This is a genomic window from Actinocorallia longicatena (assembly GCF_039534125.1).
Classification (GTDB): Bacteria; Actinomycetota; Actinomycetes; order Streptosporangiales; family Streptosporangiaceae; genus Actinocorallia; species Actinocorallia longicatena.
The window spans coordinates 69,212-86,885 of sequence record NZ_BAAAUV010000020.1 but is presented as its reverse complement, the minus strand read 5'-3'; the positions used below and the strand labels follow the sequence as shown (position 1 = coordinate 86,885).

Annotated in this window: 17 protein-coding genes; 11 read left to right on the top strand and 6 right to left on the bottom strand. The window is 71.8% G+C overall.

The features are described from left to right. Nucleotides 1-21: 21 nt before the first annotated feature. A complete protein-coding gene (locus ABD785_RS30235; protein ID WP_344835192.1) occupies nucleotides 22-1,659 on the bottom strand; it encodes an RNA polymerase sigma factor in 1,638 nt (545 codons plus the stop codon). 150 nt (nucleotides 1,660-1,809) lie between these two features. Beyond that, nucleotides 1,810-3,915: a SpoIIE family protein phosphatase gene (locus ABD785_RS30230; RefSeq protein WP_344835190.1), complete on the bottom strand. Its 2,106-nt coding sequence runs from the start codon at nucleotides 3,913-3,915 to the stop codon at nucleotides 1,810-1,812. A 317-nt stretch (nucleotides 3,916-4,232) separates the two neighbouring features. On the opposite strand from ABD785_RS30230, the gene ABD785_RS30225 reads away from it, so the two are divergent. After that, nucleotides 4,233-4,622, top strand: a complete 390-nt coding sequence (locus ABD785_RS30225; protein WP_344835188.1) for a hypothetical protein — start codon at nucleotides 4,233-4,235, stop codon at nucleotides 4,620-4,622. Nucleotides 4,623-4,649: 27 nt separating this feature from the next. On the opposite strand, the gene ABD785_RS30220 is transcribed toward ABD785_RS30225, so the two are convergent. Then, the gene (locus ABD785_RS30220) at nucleotides 4,650-5,216 is read right to left on the bottom strand and encodes an HhH-GPD-type base excision DNA repair protein (protein WP_344835186.1); all 567 of its coding nucleotides are present in this window, start codon (nucleotides 5,214-5,216) and stop codon (nucleotides 4,650-4,652) included. 155 nt (nucleotides 5,217-5,371) lie between these two features. Between ABD785_RS30220 and ABD785_RS30215 the strand changes: the two genes are divergently transcribed. The 9 genes from ABD785_RS30215 to ABD785_RS30175 all read left to right on the top strand — a co-directional run bounded on the left by ABD785_RS30215 (nucleotide 5,372) and on the right by ABD785_RS30175 (nucleotide 13,036). Continuing rightward, nucleotides 5,372-6,061 carry a molybdopterin-dependent oxidoreductase gene (locus ABD785_RS30215; RefSeq protein ID WP_344835184.1) on the top strand — a complete coding sequence of 230 codons (690 nt, stop codon included), beginning with the start codon at nucleotides 5,372-5,374 and terminating at the stop codon, nucleotides 6,059-6,061. Then, nucleotides 6,045-6,677, top strand: a complete 633-nt coding sequence (locus tag ABD785_RS30210) for a formate dehydrogenase subunit gamma (protein ID WP_344835182.1) — start codon at nucleotides 6,045-6,047, stop codon at nucleotides 6,675-6,677. Before ABD785_RS30215 ends, ABD785_RS30210 begins: the two co-directional genes overlap by 17 nt. 67 nt (nucleotides 6,678-6,744) lie before the next feature. Further along, complete coding sequence (locus ABD785_RS30205; protein WP_344835180.1) at nucleotides 6,745-6,984, top strand: hypothetical protein; 240 nt, start codon at nucleotides 6,745-6,747, stop codon at nucleotides 6,982-6,984. 123 nt (nucleotides 6,985-7,107) lie between these two features. After that, complete coding sequence (locus tag ABD785_RS30200; RefSeq protein WP_344835179.1) at nucleotides 7,108-8,568, top strand: hypothetical protein; 1,461 nt, start codon at nucleotides 7,108-7,110, stop codon at nucleotides 8,566-8,568. A gap of 50 nt (nucleotides 8,569-8,618) precedes the next feature. Further along, nucleotides 8,619-9,953: a TY-Chap domain-containing protein gene (locus ABD785_RS30195; protein WP_344835178.1), complete on the top strand. Its 1,335-nt coding sequence runs from the start codon at nucleotides 8,619-8,621 to the stop codon at nucleotides 9,951-9,953. A 12-nt stretch (nucleotides 9,954-9,965) separates the two neighbouring features. After that, nucleotides 9,966-11,252, top strand: a complete 1,287-nt coding sequence (locus ABD785_RS30190; protein WP_344835176.1) for a TY-Chap domain-containing protein — start codon at nucleotides 9,966-9,968, stop codon at nucleotides 11,250-11,252. Further along, nucleotides 11,252-11,626, top strand: coding sequence for a hypothetical protein (locus tag ABD785_RS30185; RefSeq protein WP_344835174.1), 375 nt, complete (start codon nucleotides 11,252-11,254; stop codon nucleotides 11,624-11,626). Before ABD785_RS30190 ends, ABD785_RS30185 begins: the two co-directional genes overlap by 1 nt. Nucleotides 11,627-11,691: 65 nt before the next feature. Then, the gene (locus tag ABD785_RS30180) at nucleotides 11,692-12,441 is read left to right on the top strand and encodes a LamB/YcsF family protein (RefSeq protein WP_344835304.1); all 750 of its coding nucleotides are present in this window, start codon (nucleotides 11,692-11,694) and stop codon (nucleotides 12,439-12,441) included. 13 nt (nucleotides 12,442-12,454) lie between these two features. Further along, nucleotides 12,455-13,036, top strand: a complete 582-nt coding sequence (locus tag ABD785_RS30175; RefSeq protein WP_344835302.1) for a 5-oxoprolinase subunit B family protein — start codon at nucleotides 12,455-12,457, stop codon at nucleotides 13,034-13,036. Here ABD785_RS30175 and ABD785_RS30170 read toward each other — a convergent pair. Next, the gene (locus ABD785_RS30170) at nucleotides 13,024-13,416 is read right to left on the bottom strand and encodes a PPOX class F420-dependent oxidoreductase (RefSeq protein ID WP_344835172.1); all 393 of its coding nucleotides are present in this window, start codon (nucleotides 13,414-13,416) and stop codon (nucleotides 13,024-13,026) included. The two genes, ABD785_RS30175 and ABD785_RS30170, sit on opposite strands and share 13 nt — an antisense overlap. A 90-nt stretch (nucleotides 13,417-13,506) precedes the next feature. On the opposite strand from ABD785_RS30170, the gene ABD785_RS30165 reads away from it, so the two are divergent. Next, a complete protein-coding gene (locus ABD785_RS30165; RefSeq protein ID WP_344835170.1) occupies nucleotides 13,507-14,547 on the top strand; it encodes a winged helix DNA-binding domain-containing protein in 1,041 nt (346 codons plus the stop codon). Between the two features lie 10 nt (nucleotides 14,548-14,557). Here the strand turns inward: ABD785_RS30165 and ABD785_RS30160 are convergent, their stop codons facing one another. After that, the gene (locus ABD785_RS30160) at nucleotides 14,558-16,825 is read right to left on the bottom strand and encodes a transketolase-like TK C-terminal-containing protein (RefSeq protein WP_344835166.1); all 2,268 of its coding nucleotides are present in this window, start codon (nucleotides 16,823-16,825) and stop codon (nucleotides 14,558-14,560) included. Further along, nucleotides 16,822-17,673, bottom strand: a complete 852-nt coding sequence (locus tag ABD785_RS30155; RefSeq protein WP_344835164.1) for a 5-oxoprolinase subunit C family protein — start codon at nucleotides 17,671-17,673, stop codon at nucleotides 16,822-16,824. Before ABD785_RS30155 ends, ABD785_RS30160 begins: the two co-directional genes overlap by 4 nt. Nucleotide 17,674 lies beyond the last annotated feature (1 nt).

The following is a 17,674-nucleotide window of genomic DNA, read 5'->3' as shown; positions in this document are numbered from 1 at the left end:
GATCTAGGTCGAAAACGATCCTTAGTCGAGATAGTCGCGCAGCACCTGGGAGCGCGACGGGTGCCGGAGCTTCGACATCGTCTTCGACTCGATCTGCCGGATCCGCTCGCGCGTGACGCCGTAGACCTTGCCGATCTCGTCGAGGGTCTTCGGCTGGCCGTCGGTCAGGCCGAAGCGCATGGAGACCACGCCCGCCTCGCGCTCGGACAGGGTGTCCAGAACGGAGTGGAGCTGCTCCTGGAGCAGGGTGAAGCTGACCGCGTCGGCCGGGACGATCGCCTCGGAGTCCTCGATCAGGTCACCGAACTCGCTGTCGCCGTCCTCGCCCAGCGGGGTGTGCAGGGAGATCGGCTCACGGCCGTACTTCTGCACCTCGACGACCTTCTCCGGGGTCATGTCGAGTTCCTTGGCCAGCTCCTCCGGGGTGGGCTCGCGGCCCAGGTCCTGGAGCATCTGGCGCTGGACGCGGGCCAGCTTGTTGATCACTTCGACCATGTGGACCGGGATGCGGATGGTCCGCGCCTGGTCGGCCATGGCCCGGGTGATCGCCTGACGGATCCACCAGGTGGCGTAGGTGGAGAACTTGTAGCCCTTGGTGTAGTCGAACTTCTCGACCGCGCGGATCAGACCGAGGTTGCCCTCCTGGATCAGGTCCAGGAACAGCATGCCGCGGCCGGTGTAGCGCTTGGCCAGCGAGACCACGAGGCGGAGGTTGGCCTCCAGCAGGTGGTTCTTGGCGCGGCGGCCGTCCTCGGCGATCCACTCGAGGTCTTCGGTGTCCTCCTCGGACAGGCGGCCTTCCTCGTTGGCCAGTCGCTCCTCGGCGAACAGGCCGGCCTCGATGCGCTTGGCGAGCTCGACCTCCTGCTCGGCGTTGAGGAGGGGGACCTTGCCGATCTGCTTGAGGTAGTCCTTGACCGGGTCGGCCGTGGCGCCCGCGGCGACGATCTGCTGCACGGGGGCGTCATCGTCGTCGTCGGAGTCGGTGAGCACGAAGCTCTCCTCCTCCTTGCCGCCCGTGGCCGCGGGGGCGGCCTCGGCGCCCGCGGCGCGCGGCTTGGGGACCCCGGTGCCGGAGTCCTCCTCGTCATCGTCGGAGTCGTCCGCGACGACCTCCTCGGCGACGACGACCTCGTCCTCGACCACCAGGTCCTCGAGATCGATGTCCTCGATCTCCTCGAGTTCCTCGTCGTCGACGTCACCGGCCTTCTTGGCCGGGGCGGCCTTCTTGGCGGCGGCCGCCGCGGGAGCGGCGGGCTTGGCGGCGGGCGCGGCCTTGGGCTTGCGGACGGCGCGCGGCTTCGCGGGGGAAGCCTCCACCTGTCCGTTGCCCTCGGAGGCCTCTTCGACCGTCGTGGTGACGGTCTCGGGCTTCTCCTTGGCGGCGGCCGCGGTCTTGGGGCGGCGCGGGGGCGCGGCGGGCTTGCGCGGACGCTTCGGCGCCGCGGAGTCGGCAGCTGTCACCATGACGGTCACACCTTCCTTGCTGAGGCTCCGCAGGATGGCGGGGGCCTTCGACACCGGAATGTCGGCCTCCTCGAAGGTCCGGCGGACGTCGTCGGCCTCGATGTAGCCCTGGGACCGCGCGCGCTCGAGAAGCTGCTCGATCACCAGGTCGTGCAGCTCGGACGGCTTCGAGGTAGAACTGGCAGGCGACACAAATACCTCTCGAACGAACGTGTGGCTTCGACAGACCCTTACCCCTCCCCATCGGGAGGGAGGCTAAGCCTCAGGCCCATGAGGAGTGCAGCGTACCCGGAGCCCGGTAACACACCACCTTAGGGGGCGTCCAGTGGTCCTTCGTACGGACTACGCCGAGTTTCTGGCTGGAACATGGAGCGCGAGAACCGTGATGTCATCGTCATGGTCATACCCGGAGAGCATCTGATCGACCAGGTAGTCGACCAGAATCTCCGGATCGCTCACGGCTTCGGGCGGTGCGTTCTCGGCGACGACCACTAGCTCGTCCAAGCCCGCGTCCACCCCACGACGACGGTTCTCCACAAGTCCATCGGAATAGAACACCACAGTGTTGCCGGGTTCAACCGAAAAACTTGCCTGCTGCCGCTGACTGGGCCAGCCCAAGGGGGTGCCGGGCTCGCCCAGACCGAGGATAGGCGGTCCGTCGGGCCGAACGACCAGCGCGGGTGGGTGACCGGCGTTGGACACCACGAACGACCCCGATTCGGGGTTGAAGACCGCGTAGGCGAGGGTCGTGAACTGCTCCTCGTCCTCGGTGGCGCTGAAGACCCGGTCCAGGCCCGCCAGGACGGCCGCGGGCCTCGGGTCGTTCAGGGCGAGGGCGCGCAGGGCGTTGCGGACCCGGCCCATGACCGAAGCGGCCAGAACTCCCTTACCCATGACGTCGCCGAGGGCCACCGCGAGGCGGTCGTCGGCCAGCCGGAAGGCGTCGTACCAGTCGCCGCCGACCTGGACGTGCCGGGTCGCCGGGTGGTAGCGGGCCGCCAGCTGGACGTCCTGGACCTGCGGGAGGCTGTCGGGCAGGAGACTGCGCTGGAGCATCTCGGCGGTCTTGTGCTCCCGCTCGTAGAGCGTGGCGCGGCCCAGGGCGAGGGCGCACTGGCCGGCCAGGGCCTCCAGGAAGACCCGCTCCTCCTCGGTGATCTCCCGCGGGCGGGTGAAGGCGAACCTGAGCGCTCCGATCGCCGAACCCGCCATGAGCAGCGGAAGACCCACCCAGGCCCGCTCCTCGGTGGTGAGAAGGAAGTTCTCCACCTCGTCGCTGACGAGCTGCCTGCGGAGGTTCTCAGGGGTCCCGGCCAGGAACGGACGGCTCTCCCTGACCGCCACCGACATCACGGTCGCGGCGTTGACGCCGAAGGTGATCGGCGGCTCGGCGGACTCGCCCGAACCCGGGGTGATCACGGTGAGCTTGAGCTTGTCGTCGTCCAGGAGGGCCACCGCCGAGCGGTCGGCGCCGATCGCCGAGCGCCCGACCTCGGTGATCACCGAGACGACCTGGCCGACGGTCAGGGCCTCGGCCAGCATGGACGTGGCCTGCTGGAGCCGCGCGGTGCGCAGGGCCGCGGCCGAGAGCTGCTCGGTCAGGCGGCCGCGCATCTCGTCGGCCTCGCGCTGGCCGGTGACGTCGGTGTTGGCGCCGACCCACTCCACCACGCGGGTGCCGCGCTTGATCGGGACAGCGCGGACCTCGTACTGCCGGAACGCGCCGGTGCGGGTCCTGACCCGGTAGCTGATCGAGAACGTGCGGTTGTCGTCGAGGCACTGGAGCCACTCGGCCTCGACCCGCGAGCGGTCCTCCTCGTGGACGACCGCGAGCCAGCCGCCCGCCCGGTACTCCTCGAGGGATTGGCCGGTGATGGCCCGCCACTCGGGCGCGTCGTCGCTGGCCTCGCCCTCGGGCGTGGTCACCCAGACGATCTGCGAGCTGGCCTCGACCAGGGAGCGGTACCGCTCCTCCTTGCGCCGGATCTGCTCCTCGTCGAGGCGGCGCTCGGTCACGTCCACCGCGATCAGCGCGATCCCGAGGATCTCGCCCTCGGCGTTGTGGGAGGGGAACCAGCTCGTCGACCAGCAGGGGCTCTCGGCGGGCGACGGCGCCGCCCCCGAGGTGTCCTTGGGCCCGGCCGGGGCCTCGAAGCGCAGGTCCCGGTCGGTGACCGCACGGTCAGTGCGGACCACCTCGGAGAGATGTTCGGCCATCGCCGCGGCGGGCTCCTCGGGGAGCGCCTCGGCGAGCGTGCGGTCCACCAGGTCCTCGACCGCGACGCCCAGGAGCTCGGCGAGGATGTCGTTGACCCGGCGGCAGCGCAGCTCGGAGTCGAAGAAGGCGAATCCCATCGGGGATTCCTTGATCAGGGTCGCGAAAAGGGCCGAGTCCGAGGCGTCGAGCCCGGGGACACGGGGCTGAGGCACTGACGTATCCGTGCTCATCGCCGCCACCTCCGGTGCATCCGGTGCCTCATCGGCCCTACTGCGAGGCGAAGTTTCGTCACTATGGGTGAATGGGAGCAGGCTAGCGCTCCCGCCTCCATCACAACAGTGGTCGGAGTCGAGATTGTCTTCGGCTCCTGCCTGTAAGGAAACACCCTATGCGTCCCCTTAGACGGGCGTCCATGGCACGAGCCGCCCCGAGATCCTAGGCCTTGACGCGCCGCCGGTGTTCCGAACTCGCCGGTATACGTTCCGGTCACCTTTCCCCGGCCTCCCCGGCGAAGGGCTCGGACCGTCCGAAAAGTTACACTAAGTCCATGTCCGAACCGGACCTGCCCGCCGCGCGGCGACCCGAGGCCCCGGCCTGGAACTGGGGAGCACCGCCCCGCGCCCGGCTGGTGGTCGGGCTGGTCATCGCGATGACCCTGCTGGCCGTCGCCGTGACCGCGATGGCCATCACCCGCCGGTCCTCGACCGCGGACAGCGCCTACGACCGCGGTTACGCCGCGGGCCACGAGATCGGCTCCCAGTTCGGCTATCCGGGTGATCCCGGCATCCCCGACGACGTCACGGCCATGGACGCCTACTGCAAGGCCACCACGGCCGGGACGGGCGCGCCCGCCGGGTACCCGGGCGGCTCCCCCGACGCGGAGGACTGGATCACGGGCCGCGACGCGGGCTGCCTCGACGGGGCGCTGGGCCGCTGAGATCGCTCCGGGCCGCCGAGACCGCGCTCAGGCCTTGGCCGCGGCCTTCATCTGCTGCTTGTAGGTGCGGACCTGGAGGAGGGTCTCCTCGTCGGTGATGTCGGCGACGGAGCGGCGGGAGCCGTCCTCTCCGTAGTGGCCGGCCGCCTCGCGCCACCCGTCGGGGTGGACGTCGAGGCCCTTGCCGAGGAGTGCCACGAAGATCTTGGCCTTCTGGTCGCCGAACCCGGGCAGCGCCGCGACCCGCTTGTAGAGGTCGGCCCCCGACTTCGCCTCGGTCCACACCCGCTCGGCCCTGCCGTCATAGGTGTCGACGAGGGCGCGGCCGAGGTCCTGGACGCGCTTGGCCATGGCCTTGGGGAAGCGGTGGAGGGCGGGCTTGCGGCCGAAGATCTCGATGAGGGCGTCGGGGTCGAAGGAGGCGAGCTCCTCGGCGTCCAGGTCGTGGCCCAGCCGGCGGGTCAGCTCGTAGGGGGCGGCGAAGGCCCGTTCGAGCGGGATCTGCTGGTCGAGCAGCATCGCGGTCAGCAGCGCCAGCGGGTCCCTGTTGAGCAGGGCGTTCGCCTCGGGGTCGATCGGCAGGGTGATGGGCATCCGTTCCTCCTGGTCAGGAGACCATCATCGCCGATCGGACGGGGGCGCCGCAGGCGGGCCGCCGTCATGACGCGGGTCCGGGGCAACCCTTAAGGATCTGTTACGGAGGGTCGCGCCGGGTATCCGGCGGACCGGCGAGCTGGTCTGATGGAAGGGTGGACGGATCATCGGGAACGCCGGTCGGCCGGCGGGTGGTGCTCGGCATGGCCGGGCTCGGGGCCCTCGGCGTGGCCGTCGGGGCCAAGCTGCAGGGCGGCGTCGACCGGGCGCTCGGGCCGGTCAAGGACTTCGTGCCCGCGGGAGGCGGATTCCGGTACTACTCGGTCGTGTCGTCGGTGAAGAGCAGGGACGAGCGGACCTACCGGCTCCAGGTCAAGGGCAAGGTCACCAACGCCCGGACCTTCACGATGGCCGACCTCGCCGTGCTGCCGCAGACGAACATCACCAAGGACTTCCAGTGCGTGACCGGCTGGCGCGTCCCGGACGTCGCCTGGAGCGGGGTGGCGCTGCCCGACCTGCTCAAGGCCGTCGGCGCCGACCTGACCGCGAAGGGCGTGATGATCACCTCCTTCGACGGGGCCTACGACGAGTCGCTGACCATGGAGCAGGCGCTGCGCCCCGACGTGATCGTCGCCTCCTCGATGCTCGGCGGGCCCGTCACCCACGACCACGGAGGGCCCGTGCGGCTGTTCGTGGCCCCGATGTACGGCTACAAGTCGCTCAAGTGGCTCGGCGGCATCGAGGTCACCGACAAGCTCACCGACGGGTACTGGGAGAAGCGCGGCTACGACGTCGACGCCTGGGTCGGAAAGTCGAACGGACGCGACGATGAGCCGACTTCCTAGGTTCTCGCGCGGCGAGCGCGCGATCCACCACCTGACCGCCCTGCTGATGATCGTCTGCCTGGCGACGGCCCTGTGCCTGTACTTCCCGCCGGTCTCCACGGCCGTGGGGCGGCGCGACCTGATCAAGCCGATCCACATCTGGGCCGGGTACCTGCTGCCGCTGCCGATGCTGCTCGGCTGGATCTCCCGGGCCTTCCGCGACGACCTGCGCCGGCTCAACCGGTTCACCCCCGGGGACTGGGAGTGGATGCGCCGAAAAGATCGCCGGGACACCTCCGGCGGAGTCGGGATCGTCGAAGTCGGCAAATTCAACGCGGGCCAGAAGCTCAACGCGGCCTTCACGGCCGGGGCGATCCTGGTGATGCTGGCGACCGGAACCATCATGACCTTCCCCAGCCCCTGGCCTGACGACTGGCGGACCGGGGCGACCTTCGTCCACGACTGGCTGTTCATAGGGATCTTCGTGGTCTTCCTGGGACACCTCTGGTACGCCGTACGGGACAGGGGCGCCCTGGAGGGGATGACGACGGGTTCCGTGACTCCTGAGTGGGCCGCCGAACATCACTCCGAGTGGTTCCGGGAAGTAAACGGACAATCACCCCCTGCGAGGCCTTGACACCGGGAGCAAACCGGATGGAATGGACGAGGAACCCCCACGGAATCCATCAAGAGGGATCTTGCCCATGCCCCGATTGCTCGCCGAGCCCGTCTCCGGCCGGCTCTCTCGCGAGTTCTCCGCCCTGTCCCCCGACGTGGTGACCAGCTGTGTGACCGAAGTCCACCACTGCGTCGCCCATCTGGGGCTCGACCCCACCCCGGCGCTCGTGGAGCGGATCGCGCGCGAGCACCTGACCGGAATGGTGAAGTCGGAACCGCCGTCCGGACGGGTTCACGCCGAAACGCACGGGACTTCGACCTGCTGACGGGTCTTGCCGGAACCTGCCCGCTCTGTGCGGGTAAGGTTGCCGAATGTGAGTCCCCGCAGCCGTCCGCGACCGTCCGGCGGGCGTCCGCCGTCCGATGACCTTCACGCCATCTTCGACTCGATGCTGCTGCACGCGCGGGAACTCCTGGCCGTCCGGGAGGCCCTGGACGCCGAGCTGATCGTCAGCGAGATCCTCGGCGCCTGGTACGGCAGGAGTCTCGGCGACAGCGACGTCGAGGAGGTGATCGGGGAGGCCCTGCTCGATCATGCCGTCTCCCAGGGCACCCCCGCGGCGCTCGCCCTGCTGGCCGGTGTCGCCTACCTCGGCACGCCCCGCCAGGCGGCCCTCGCCGAGCGCGGCGCCCTCGAGCTGATCGACGCCGGCGTGGCCAGGCCCGGCTGGGCCGACCGCGTCGGGATGGTCGAACCCGGCGAGTGCTACGTCTCCAAGGACGTCTACGGCGACCAGGAGTCGGTGATCTGCACCTTCACCTACGGCGGCCTCGAACGGCACGCCCTGGTGATCCTGCTCGACAACAACCTCGGCGGCCGGTGGGACGGAGCGACCGAGACCGGGCTCGTCCGCGACGCCTGGGTCTCCTCGCACGTCGACCGGCTGCTCGACCACTGCCGCACCGAGGCCGCCGAGAGTCCGCTGATGGAGTTCGCCGAGCTCGACCCGCGCGAGACCAGGGCCAGGCTCGAACCCGCGCTGGAGCTCACCGGCTCGCTCCCCGACGCCCCGGTCAGCGACACCTTCAGCTCCTACCACGCCTTCCTGCGGGCCCGGGTGCGCGCCCTGCCGCCCGGCGGGCGCCGCCCGCCGCTGCCGCGCGACACCCCCGACCGCAGGGCCACCCTCGCCGCCCGCTTCCTGGCCTCCGAGGACGCCGGGGAGCTGTCGGACCTCTCGGCCGCCGGCCCCTGCGTCGACAAGATCATCGCCTACGGATGCACCCGCGACTTCGGGCGGCCGCTGCGGGTCTCCCCGATCAAGTGCGAGATGTTCCTGCTGGACTGGCTGCCCCGCAAGGTCTTCCTCACCCCGGGCGAGCAGGACGCCATGCCGCACGTCCTGGCCGCGTGGGTGCGGTGGGCGTCCCGGCGCACCTCGCTGCCCGAGGTCGGCGTGCGGGCCACCCTGGACGCCGTCTGGGACGCCACCAACAAGTTCGGTGAGGCCTACCGCGACCCGACCACCTTCGGCCTGGACCGCGCCCTGGTGGCCAAGCTCCTGCCCGACGGCGACCTCGAGGCGCTGCCCCGGCGGGCGTTCGCGCTGCCGTTCCTGTCCGGCGAGCTCGCCGCGCTCGACCCGACCTCCAAGGACGACCGCCGCCGGATGCTCGAGTTCGAGCACCCCGGAGCCGAAGAAGACCACCTCGACGCCCATGAGGAGCTGACGAAGCGCCTGTGGGACGGCGATCCGCCCGAACTGTGGGAGACCGCCCGGGCCCTGCTCGACCTCGGCCACGAACGGCACGAGATCCTGCACCGGCTCGTCAAGCTGTTCGCCGAGACCCCTGAAGATCGACAGGAGCTCCGCCGGGCACTCCGAGACCTGCGTCTGGAAGACCTTTAGACTGTGGAGCCGCGGCGGGGGTCTCCCGGTGATGTTCCTGGAAGGGTGGAGTGGTCTCCTTGGAGTGGTCGGAGTTTGCCCAGCGCTTCGCCCTAGAGCTTGCGGGCCTCGACCGCGACACCATCCTGATCGTCCGCGAGCGCGATGAGAGCCGCCACTACGTGCAGGCCATGCGGGAGCCGGACCGGCTCTACGCCGAGTCCGTCAGCAACAACTTCCTCGACGGCCATCTCACCCTCACCCCCGCGGACGAGGAAGTGCTGGTGGAAGCGGGCTGGCGCCCCCCGACGGCCGACTGGCCGCCCGCCAACTGGTGGACCGAGCTGCCCCCCGAATCGGGACACGGGGCGTTCGCTCTGCTCGCCGACATGATGGTGACGGCCCTGAGGGACGTCCAGGGCGTCCGGCGGCCCCTCGATCTGGTCTACGAGTCCTTTCACCGGCACGGGACCGGCCTGATCGAGCTGGCCGGCCTGGGGATCGACGTCTCCGACCCCTCCCGCGTCACCGCCCGGCGGGCCGCGCCCGTCCCGGCTCCCGTGGCCGCCGCACCGCTCGAACAGCAGCTGCTGGCCGCCCGTGAACGCGGCGACCACCTCGGCTACTTCGACCTGCTGCTCGACGCGGAACTCCTGCTCCCGGCCAGCGGACCGGCCGTCGAGGACCCGGGGCTGACCGAGCACACCACCGTGGTCCGCGACGGCGTCACCCTGCTGCCCGCCTTCACCTCGCCCCAGGCCCTGATGTCGGCCGGGTACGCCGGGCTGCACCGCCGCACGACCCTCGCCGTCCTCGCCGCCGCGTGGCCGGATCCGGCCTGGCGGCTCACCGTCAATCTGGGCGGCCCGAGCGAGATCAGCCTCGACGCCGCGATGCTCTCCCGCCTCGACGCGATCCAGCGGAGTTCGCCCCACTCGACCGTCTCCGACGGCCTGCCGATCACCGATCTGCTCACCACTGGACCGATCCCCCCGGACCTGCTCGTCCCCGGCGCCCTCCCGCACCGCGACCTCACCCGCGATCTGCACCGCGAGTTCCCTCGCGAGCTCCCGCCGCCGCGGGTCAACGGGCGCGAGCCCGAGAACGATCCGCTCTCCCCCGCCTACCGGTTCCCCGAGGAGGACCGGCCCCCGACCGGGTCCGTCCTGCCCGCGTCCGTCCTGCCCGCGTCCGTCCTGCCCGCCCCGCCGCTGCCCCTCCCCGACGTGCAGGCCGCCAACGGGGCCTCGCGGCCGCACGAGGGGGACGTCCGGCTGGCCGCGCCGGGCAGGCCGATCCGCCTGCCGCACGGCGCCGAACTCTTCTCGGGCGACGAGCTGACCGCCGTCTACGACGCGTCGTCGGGGCAGTGGGCGGCCAGCCGAGTCCCCGCCGACGGCGCCTAGGACGGACGCACCGTGGACTGGACCGACTTCACCGAGAGACTGGCCCGCGAGCTGGCCGGACTCGACCCGCAGATGGTGCTCGTGGTGCATCAGAGGCACCAGGGCAGCCACTACACGCAGGCGTTCCGCACCGGCGAGATGCTCCGCGCCGAAGCCGTCAGCAGCGCCGTCCTCGCCGGGCACCTGCGGTTCACCGAGGAGGCCGAGGACCGGCTGATCGGCGTCGGCTGGGAACGGCCCGAACCGCAGGGCAACTGGACCTTCGACCTGCCGTGCAACGCCCCCGCCGGGCGGTTCCGCGAGGTCTCGGCGATGATGGTGACGGCCCTGCGCGACGTCCAGGGGGCCGGGGAACCCTCCGACCTCGCCTACGAGGCCTTCCGCGGCACCGTGTTCCTCTCGCTGGTCGAGCTGGGCATCGAGCCCGCCGACCCGGCCCGGATCACCGACAAGCACATCCCGCCGCCGCTGGCCGGGCACGACCTGTCGGCGCTGGCGTCCTCGCCGTCGATCCCGGTCGCCGAGGCGCCGAAGCCCAAGCGGAACATCACCGCGATCCGGCTGTCGGAGGCCAAGGCCAACGGCGACCGCGACGGCTACCTCGCCGCGCTGCAGAAGGCCGAGCTGTACGTCGCGGGGACCGTCTTCTACGGGGACGGCGTCTACGTGCGGGCCTTCACCGCGCCGCCCGCCGAGCCGCACCGGACGACGACCCTGGCCTCGCTGACCGCGACCTGGCCGCAGCCGCACTGGCAGCTCGCCATCGACGACGGGCTCGCCGACTCCGGCTACCTCGACTCCCGCACCCTCGCGCTGCTCGGCGGCTCCCCCAACACGCGCGTCATGCAGAAGGTGCTGCCGCATCCGCTGGTCGTCCACTACCTCGAGGGCGGCTACGACAGGGTCGCCGGATACGTGCACCGGGTCGTGGACGTCATGGCCCTCACGACCCCGCAGCGGATCTACGCCGCGCTGGGCCTCACCGACCCGCCGTTCGCGGCGACCGACGACTCCGTGCACGTCCTGCGGTGGACCGCCCGCGCCGGGGAACTGCTGCGCACCCCGCACGGCGGCCCCGACGAGGCCTCCGCCGACGCGATGCCCGGCGGCTGGGTCGTCGAGCACCCGCCGTTCGACGGCACCGGGTTCGCGCCGGGCGACGGCGTCCCGGTGCCCGAGTTCAAGGTCGACAGCCAGCGGCTGCCGCACGGCGCCGAGATCTACCGGTTCGACCGGTCGGGGCGCCGCACGCTCGAAGCGGTCTTCGACGCCGACACGACCCTCTGGAAGAGCGTCTGATGGACAAGATCAGAGAGGGCTACTACGCGGTCTGGCGCGGCGAGGAGTTCCCCGCCTCCCCCTCCCACGACGAGGTACGGCTCTACACCGAGGTCCCGCTCGCCGGATTCAAGGCGGCCCTGCCGGGCAGGTTCGTCAAGACGGTCCCCTACGACGAGCTCGACCGGCTGCACTATGTCGTCACCCGCTGCTTGTGGAATGATCAGCCGTTCGTGATCCTCGGCGAGCACGACGGCTGGCTGCGGGTGGAGTACACCGGCGGCCGCGCGCCGGTCGCCGAGCGGCTGAAGCTCGAGCGGTTCGACCGGGGCGTGTACCAGGCGTGGGCGCCTGTCACCGAGATCCGGGAGATCCGCGAGGAGGTCTACGAGTGAACGACCGGCTCGTCGCGGGACCGTCCGTGGCCTACGGAATGCGGCCGACCGTGAAGGATCTGCGGATGATGGATCTGAACGCCGACCTCGGCGAGGGGTTCGGGGCGTGGCAGCTCGGCGACGACCTGGCGCTGCTGTCGGTGGTGACGAGCGCGAACATCGCCTGCGGCTTCCATGCGGGCGACCCGCTGATCATGCGGACGACGTGCGAGGGAGCGGTCGCGCGGAACGTCGCGATCGGCGCGCAGGTCTCCTACCGCGACCTCGCGGGGTTCGGGCGGCGCTCCATGGACGTGCCGTTCGAGGAGCTGACGGCCGAGATCCTCTACCAGATCGCCGCCCTGGAGGGCATCGCCAAGGCCGCCGGCGGGCGGGTCTCCTACGTGAAGCCGCACGGGGCGCTGTACAACCGGATCGTCCACGACAGGGAGCAGGCGCGGGCCGTGGTCGCGGCCGTCGGCGACTTCGATCCCACGCTTCCGGTGCTGACCCTGCCAGGCTCGGTGCTGTTCGAGGAGGCGCCCACGACGATGCGGATCGTCGCGGAGTGCTACGCCGACCGCGCCTACACCGCCGAGGGGACCCTGGTGCCGCGCCGCTCCCCCGTCGCGGTGGTGCGTGATCCCGCCCAGGTCGCCGCGCGGGCCGTGCGGATGGCCGTCGAGGGCGAGGTCGTGGCGATCGACGGGACGGTCGTGCCGGTGCAGGCCAGGTCGATCTGCGTGCACGGCGACACCCCCGGCGCGGTGGAGCTGGCCAAGAGCGTGCGCTCGGCGCTGACCGACGCGGGCGTGCATCTGACGCCGTTCGTCTGAGGACGGTCCCGTGATGGAGATCCGGCGGGCGGGCGACCGGGCGCTTCTCGTGGAGACGCCGGTGCCGCACGCCTTCGACGCCGCCGTCAGGGCCGCGGGGCTGCCGGGCGTCGAGGAGGTCGTGCCGGGCGCCTCGACCGTCCTCGTGGTGGCCTCGGGGCCGCTGGACGCGCTGGAACGCGCGCTGCGCGGCCTGTCCGCCGGGGAGTTCACGGGCTCGGGGGAACTCGTGGAGATCCCGGTCGTGTACGACGGCGAGGATCTCGCCGAGGTGGCCGGGCTGACCGGGCTCACCGTGGACGAGGTGGCCGCGCGGCACTGCGGGGCCGAGTACACCGTCGCCTACCTGGGCTTCTCCCCCGGCTTCGGCTACCTGACCGGAGGCGTCCTGGACGTCCCTCGCCGGGAGACGCCGCGGACCCGCGTCCCCGCCGGATCGGTGGCGGTCGCGGGCCCGTACACGGCGGTCTATCCCTCGGCGTCGCCGGGCGGGTGGCGGCTGCTCGGCCGGACCCCGCTGACGCTCTGGGACGTGGACCGGGACCCGCCGTCGCTGCTGAGCCCCGGTACCCGGGTCAGGTTTCAGCCGTTGTAGATGACCTTGTCGGCCCTGACGCGGACGTTGATGCGCTGCTCGTCCGGGGTGTGGCCGGGATAGACGTCGGCGTCGATGTACTTCTTGGCCAGCCGGTCGATGGTGGCGTCGGCGTCGGTGGTGTCGAGCGTCGCGGTGCCCGACACGCTCACCAGGTGGTAGGGGTTCGCCGGGTCCAGCACGCTCACCGAGATCGTCGGATCGTTGCGCAGGTGGCGCTCCTTGGCGCGGCCCACGGCCGTGTTGAAGTAGACGCCCTGGTCGTCGGCGTCGACCCACACGACGGTGCTGTGCAGGGAACCGTCCTTGCGCCGGGTCGTCACCCACCCCGGGATCGGCTGCTGGAAAAGCGCCTTCGCCTCTGCGCTGAGTTCGGCCATGACTCCTCCTTCAAGATCGCTTTCTGCGTGACCATGCCCGCTGCGGGACCGATCATGCGAAGTGTCACACGGTCTGGGTACGTTCTTGCCATGGAGACCCTGACCTGGCCTCAGATCCTCGCCTGGCGGATGGAGCGGCAGTTCCTCCTGACTCCGGAGCCCGATCCCGCGGTGGTCGCCCGGCGGCTGGCCGGGGTGCAGGCGCAGGTGGCCTCGGCGGCCGCCACGTCCCTGGCGGTCCGCGGCGCCTACACCGGAGACGCGGTCGGGGTGAGCCTGGTGAAGACCTGGGCCATGCGGGGCACGCTTCATCTGCTGCCGGTCGAGGAGGCGAGTGCCTACCTGACCCTGTGCTCGACGGTCCGCAACTGGGAGAAGCCCGCCTGGACCAGGGCCTCGGGCGCGACTCCCGCCGATGTGGAGGCCATCGCGAAGGTCGCGGCCGACGTGCTGCCGTCGGGGCCGCTGACCCGGGCCGAGTTCACCGCCGCGGTCCTGGCCGAGACCGGCTCCACCCATCTCGAAGGGGCGCTGTCCAGCGGCTGGGGCAGCATCCTCAAGCCGCTGGCCTGGTGGGGCGTGCTGTGCCACGGTCCGTCCCAGGGCGGGCGGATCACCTTCACCAGTCCCGCCTCGCTGCCCGGATGGCGTCCGGCGCCGCCCGTCGAGGAGGCCGCCCGCACCGTGCTCCGCGCCTACCTGGGCGCCCACGGCCCGGCCACACCCGACATGTTCGACAACTGGCTCATGCGACGGATGAGCCGCAAGGGCGACGTGCGGTCCTGGTTCGCCGCCCTGGAGGACGAGCTGACCGAGGTGTCCGTGGAGGGCGTCGTGATGCGGGCGCTGACCGGGCACGTCGAGGCGCTCACGGCCGCCGAGCCGTCCGGGGCCGTCCGGCTTCTCGGCCCGTTCGACCAGTACGTGCTGGGCGCGGGGACCGACGCGACCTACCTGATCCCCGCCGAGCACCGCGCCAAGGTCAGCAGGGCGGCGGGCTGGATCTCCCCGGTCGTCCTGCACGGGGGCGCGGTCGCCGGAACCTGGGACCCGGCGACCGGCGAGTCCGAGCTGTGGTCGAGGGTCCCCGGGCTGGCGCTGCGGGCGGAGGTGAGGTCCTTCCCCGTCTGAGCGCCGCTCCTCAGGGTGCGGCCAGGTCGAGGGCCGTGCGGACGATCGTGTCGGTGTCGATGCCGTGGTGGGCGTAGACGTCGGCGAGGTCGCCCGACTGGCCGAAGCGGGTGACGCCCAGGTTCGCGGACGGGCGGTGGTGGACCGAGGCGAGGAAGGCCAGGGTGTGGGGATGGCCGTCCAGGACCGTGACCAGCGGGGTGTCGGGCAGGAGCTGGTCGAGGATCCAGGTGGGCGCCTCGTCCTGGCCCTGGCGTGCCCGCACCGCCCGGTAGAGCAGTCCCGGCGAGGTCACGCAGGCCACGGCCGCCGGGACCCCCTGTGCTTCGAGCCGGTCGGCGGCGGCCAGCGCCTCGGGCACCAGCGCGCCCATCGCCGCGATCGTCACCCGGGCCCCGGCCGGGCGGCGCAGCGGGTAGCCGCCCGCCACGACCTGGCGGCGACGGCGTTCACGGGCGGCCGGATCCTCGGGGACCGCGGCGAGGGACTGGTCGATCGGGCGGGTCGACAGCCGCAGGTAGGCCGAGTGGCCGTCCGGCCTGCCCAGGTGGGCGAGCGACTCGAGCAGGGTCCATTCGGTGTCGATCGCGAAGGCCGGTTCGTAGGTGACGCAGCCGGGCTGCTCGATGCCGAGCGACGGGGTCGTGATCGACTGGTGGGCGCCGCCCTCCGGCGCCAGCGTGACGCCCGAGGGCGTGCCGACCAGGATCGACTGGCCGCCCGCGTAGATGCCGAACGACCACGGTTCGAGCGCCCGCTGGACGAACGGGTCGTACATGACGCCGATCGGCAGCAGCGGCTCGCCCCAGCGGCTCCAGGTCGCGCCCAGCTCGCCGAGGAGGCCGACCAGGTTGACCTCGGCGATGCCCAGCTCGATGTGCTGGCCCGTCGGCTTCTCGCGCCAGTGCAGGATCGTCTCGGCGTCGTCGGCGAACCAGTTCTCGCGTTCACGCGGCGACCAGACGCCGACCTTGTTGACCCAGCCGCCGAGGTTGGTGGAGGAGGCCACGTCGGGCGTCACGGTGACGACCCGGCGCGCGGCCTCGGGGGCGGTCCGGGTGAGGTCCATGAGGGTGCGGCCGAGGGCGGCCTGAGTGGTCGAGGTGCCGGTCGGGGTGCGGCCGATGTCGGCGGGAAGCTCGGGCGCGGGCCTGGCGGCCCGGCCGGGGCGGCGCAGCCGGTCCGCGGTGTCGGCGCACAGGCGCCCGGCGGCCGATTCGGGGTCGAAGCGCCGCCAGGGCTCGGCGGGGTCGGTGCCCAGGGTCGCGGCCAGTTCGGTCATCTGCTCGGCTGTGAGCAGGGAGGAGTGGTTCTGCGGATGGCCCTGGGTGGGCAGGCCGTAGCCCTTCACGGTGTAGGCGAAGATGACGGTCGGGCGGCTGTCGTCGATCTCGGCGTAGGCGTGGGCGAGGGCCCGGTGGTCGTGCCCGCCCAGGTCCCGGACGGCCGCCAGGAGGGTCGCGTCGTCGAGCTCCCTGACGAGCGCGGCGACGGCGGGGGCGCCGGGACCGTCGCCCGGCAGCCGGTCGCGCAGCTCCTCGGGGGCGCAGCGGAGCAGCCGCTGGTACTCGGGGTTGGTCATCCGGTCGATGCGCTCGCGGAGCTGCATCCCGCCGAGCCGGGTGAACAGGTCCTCCAGGAGCCGCCCGTACTTGAGCGTGATCACCTGCCAGCCGGCGGCGGCGAACATGCCCTCGAGGCGTCCGGCGGAGATGTTGGGGACCACCCGGTCGAGGGACTGCCGGTTCAGGTCGACGATCCACACCACCTCGCCGAGCTCGGCGACGGCCGGGTCGAGGATCGCCTCCCACACCGCGCCCTCGTCGAGCTCGGCGTCGCCGACCAGGGAGTACTGGCGTCCGATCCCGGCGGTGCCGACGAACCTGCGGGCCATCGCGCCCCAGATCGGGGCGGTGGCGCCGATGCCGACCGAGCCGGTCGAGTAGTCGACGGGGTCGGGGTCCTTGATCCGGCTCGGGTAGCTCTGGAGGCCGCCGAAGCTCCGCAGGGTGGTCAGGTAGCGCTCGTCCAGCTCGCCGAGCAGGTAGTTGATGGCGTGCAGCACCGGGGAGGCGTGCGGCTTGACCGAGACGCGGTCCTCGGCGGTGAGCTGGCCGAACCAGAGCGAGGTCATGATGGACACCATCGACGCCGACGAGGCCTGGTGGCCGCCGACCTTGAGCCCGGTCGGGTTGGGCCGGACCCGGTTGGCGTCATGGACGATCGAGGTCGCCAGCCACAGCACCCTGTCGTCGATCGACCGCATCACGTCACTCATGTGTGACATTTTACAAACCGCAGTTCCTGGCCGGGACGGGCCTGGGCCGCCACCGCGAGATCGGCCGAGCGCACCACCCCGAGCACGGGGTAGCCGCCGGTCGTCGGATGGTCGGCGAGGAACACGATCGGCAGGCCGTCCGGCGGGATCTGCACCGAGCCGAGGGCCATCCCCTCGCTGGCCGGCTCGCCCCGGCGGGCCCTGGGGATCACCGCGCCGGACAGCCGGACGCCGACCCGGTTGCTGTCCTGGCTCACCCGGTAGGGGCGGGCGGTCAGGAGCGTCAGGGCGTCGGGGGTGAACCAGTCGGCACGTGGCCCCGGCAGGATCCCCAGCACCGGTTCGCGGTCCCGGACCGGGGCGGTGCCCGCCCCGGGGAACGGGCCGCGCAGATCGCCGACCGGCAGCCGGTCTCCGGCGCGCAGCGGCGCGGGGCCGAGCCCGGACAGCAGGTCGGCGGAGCGGCTGCCGAGCACGGGGGCGACCGCGATCCCGCCGCGCACGGCGAGGTAGGTCCGCAGGCCGCGGGCGGGGACCCCCAGCTCCACCCGCGCCCCGGCGGGCACGTGGAGCGGGGTGTTCGGCGGCTCCGGGCGGCCCGCGACGGTCAGCGGCGCCGGGGCTCCGGTCACCGCGATCCACGCCGCGCCCTCGAACCTCAGCGCCGCCCCGCCGAACACGAACTCGGCCGTGGCGGCCTCGGGGAGGTTGCCGACGAGGCGGTTGGCCAGATCGTGGGAGGAACGGTCGGCGGCCCCCGAACCCGGCACGCCGAGATGGGCCAGGCCCGGACGGCCCAGGTCCTGCACGAGGGCCAGCGGCCCCGGGCGCGACACCTCGATGATCATG